Origin of the sequence: Effusibacillus consociatus (assembly GCF_042652925.1) — a bacterium.
Taxonomy (GTDB): Bacteria; Bacillota; Bacilli; order Tumebacillales; family Effusibacillaceae; genus Effusibacillus; species Effusibacillus consociatus.
In genome coordinates, this window is record NZ_JBHSHC010000162.1 from 1 (window position 1) to 2854 (window position 2854).

3 protein-coding genes are annotated in these 2854 nt (G+C 54.7%); all 3 read right to left on the reverse strand.

The genetic code is table 11. The features are described from left to right. Window positions 1-28: 28 nt before the first annotated feature. Genes ACFO8Q_RS23760 through ACFO8Q_RS23770 form a run of 3 tightly spaced genes read right to left on the reverse strand, consistent with a single transcriptional unit; the run spans window position 29 to window position 2725 of the window. Complete coding sequence (locus ACFO8Q_RS23760; protein WP_380029851.1) at window positions 29-829, reverse strand: ExeA family protein; 801 nt, start codon at window positions 827-829, stop codon at window positions 29-31. After that, window positions 822-2171, reverse strand: a complete 1350-nt coding sequence (locus tag ACFO8Q_RS23765) for a DDE-type integrase/transposase/recombinase (RefSeq protein WP_380029853.1) — start codon at window positions 2169-2171, stop codon at window positions 822-824. Before ACFO8Q_RS23765 ends, ACFO8Q_RS23760 begins: the two co-directional genes overlap by 8 nt. Before the next feature lie 35 nt (window positions 2172-2206). Further along, on the reverse strand, window positions 2207-2725 hold the full coding sequence (locus tag ACFO8Q_RS23770; RefSeq protein ID WP_380029855.1) for a DUF6431 domain-containing protein: 519 nt from the start codon (window positions 2723-2725) through the stop codon (window positions 2207-2209). Window positions 2726-2854: the final 129 nt, after the last annotated feature.

Consider the following 2854-nt stretch of genomic DNA (forward strand, 5'->3'; position numbering starts at 1 on the left):
CCATCCCATGGTGATAAAGCAGGGAGAATCAAGACAATTCTCCCTGGATAACACGCTTGACCATATGATCGTCAATGATTCGATGTTTGTTCTGTGCGCCATAGATCAGGCAGTGCGTACATACTTTGTTGATGAGCCGGGCCGTACCGCTAGAGTAGCGGTAAATATCGTCAATCGCCCCGTCCGAGAAAATGTCATGCTCCGCACCGGCGTAGGCCATATGTCGCTTTATATAGGCTGCTGCTTGCGCACGGTCGAAGTGTGACAGTTTGCACTGCAGGTCAATACGCTGGCGGATCGCAGCGTAAGATTGAAGGGAGAGGCGTTCCCATAACTCGTTTTGCCCAACAAGGATGAGCGCCATGGGACTCTGCGCATCCATTCTGAAGTTAAGCAGAAAGCGTACTTCCTCCAACATCTCGCGGTCGAGCAAATGAGCTTCATCCACCACAACAACCGGCTGGAGTCCGTGGATGCCGCGCATCAACTCAATCTCCCGATGTAGCTGGCGCTTGGCGTCCCCTCGGTAGAATTTCGACTCGCATCCAAGCTGTTCGAGTAGCCCTTTGTAGAAGTGTCTCGGCGTCAGCTTGGAGTCCGACAGATACAGCACCTTGAACTTCGCCGGGTCGAGCACCTCAGTGAACTTCCGGATGGTCGTTGTCTTGCCGGTGCCGCAGTCGCCGGTAACGACAGCGAACCATTGACGCTCAGCGGCATATTCGAGTCGCCCGAGCGTTTCTTCCAGCATCACGGATGCATACAGTTCGCTCGTCGGGATGTCTCGTGAGAAAGGGGAACGGCTGAGACCGTAGAACGACTTAAACATGGCCGTCCTCCTTACTCACCCGACGGTAGGCAACCGCTGGAGCTTGCTGCGTTTTCCGCTCACGATTGCGCTCTTCTGCAGCAGCGAGCAGCCTTGACGTATCTGCCGGTTGCGGCCCAAGATGCTCCGGCAGTGGCGGACGTTTACCGGCACGCTCGCCGATCACAAGTTCCCGCACCGTCCACGGCGCATGCCCTTCGTACTCGATGGTGAGTTCCGAAATGTCTGCCGGGTCGAACACGACATCAACCGTGCAGCCGATGAATGGAAGGCCTACTTCATACTTGCGGTCCATGAAGCTGATACAGCCGGACTTGTCCACTTTACGCGTTTCGCAATGCAGGAAGGCGTTCGCCAGTTCGACGGGATCTACAAACTGGAGCGCTTTCTTGTCGCTGCGGTACGCCGTTTCCGGGCTACACTTGTTCTCCAGGGCCGAATGCGGCTTGTTCTGATAACATTCCGACAGCCACACCTGGAACAGTTCGTTTAACCGCTCCAGCGTCTTCGGCTTCTCCAATGCCGCCTCGCTCAGGAACGCATCGACGACACGATTGAACCGCTCCACCTTGCCTGTTGCTTCCGGCGAATAGGGCTTTGCAAACAACAGCCGAATTCCAAGCTTGGAACAGATGCGTGTCATGGATTTCGTGCGGTACTGCTTGCCGTTGTCGAAGTAGACCGCTTCCGGCACGCCAAACTTCTGGATGGCCTTACGGAGACAATCTTCTACGATGGTCTTGTCCATGACCGGGTAGAATTCGCCATGCAGCACAAAGCGTGTCGCATCGTCAATAAACGTCACCAGAAACACCTGTTTCATGGTGCCGCCCGGTCCGATAGGTAGGTACGGACCGTACTTAAGGTCTGAGTGCCACAGCCGGTTGCGATGACGCTGCTGAAAGCGCCGTGCGGCCACGCCGGACTGGGCGTACATACGCATATGACGTGTGCTGTAGCCGCGCTCTGCGAGTTTTTCTTGCAATGTACTGCGTTTTATTTCGCCAGGTTGAACACGGCCTTCCCATTCCAGAATTTGAATGATCTGCGCCACGCTTCGACTTGGCACTTCCCGGCGCAGCAGGATGGCTTGTTCCAATACATCTGGCGGGATGGTTGGACTCGATGGTCGACCTTTGCCTTTGGGCTTTAAACCGGCAAACCCGTCCTGCCGGTACTTGGCCAAATACCGGCGCAGCGTTCGCTCGGAGAGTCCCGTCTGCTCACAAATCCTTACTTTGATTTCCCTGGCCTTGGCCGGGTCGAGTCCTTCGACCAAAAGCGGCGACAAAAGCTGCATCCGCTCTGCGGCGATGGCCTCGGCTTTCTTCTGATCTTTCATCCCTTTCACCTTCCTTGATAGACTTCGAGACGAGTCTATCGCAAGGAAGGTATGGACAAGAATGCAGAACGGGTATGTACCCATAAATTTGCATTGGCGATGGGGCGGACAATTCTCGCCAGCCAACCGGGGGCGTCCCCGACAAAGTGTCCAATCTCATGGTGTGCAGACTGTGAAGAGGTGGACAAACACTCCACAGGGTCTTGGTGAAAGCGAATGGCGATGGACGAAAGACATCCGAGCAAGTAAGCCGCCTGCTCCCGAAACCAACGCCGCCAGCGTTGCAGGGTCGAGTCGTCCGCCGCAACGGATGGAGCTTCTGACTTTGAAACCACTTGCTCGATACATTCGGACTCGTAACGCTTGTACGGCACGATGCAGTCTGGAAGTTCATGATGAATCCGAAGGCATTGCAAACAACGAAGTCTCCGTATGATGAGCTGACGGCTTTCACCATAGCTATTCACCAGCTTACGCCGTCGGCTTCCAATCACAACAAGCTCATCTCCGCAGCAAGAACAAGGAACCACTTCTGCACACCGAACCAAAAACACCGGGGCTCTTCTCAACCAACTCATACTTTGTTACAATGACCATAGCTATAGAGTGGGATGCTTCCGGTGAGTCTGCTACCAACAGACACACGAACCATGGAAGCATCCTTTTCCTTTCTTAAGATACGG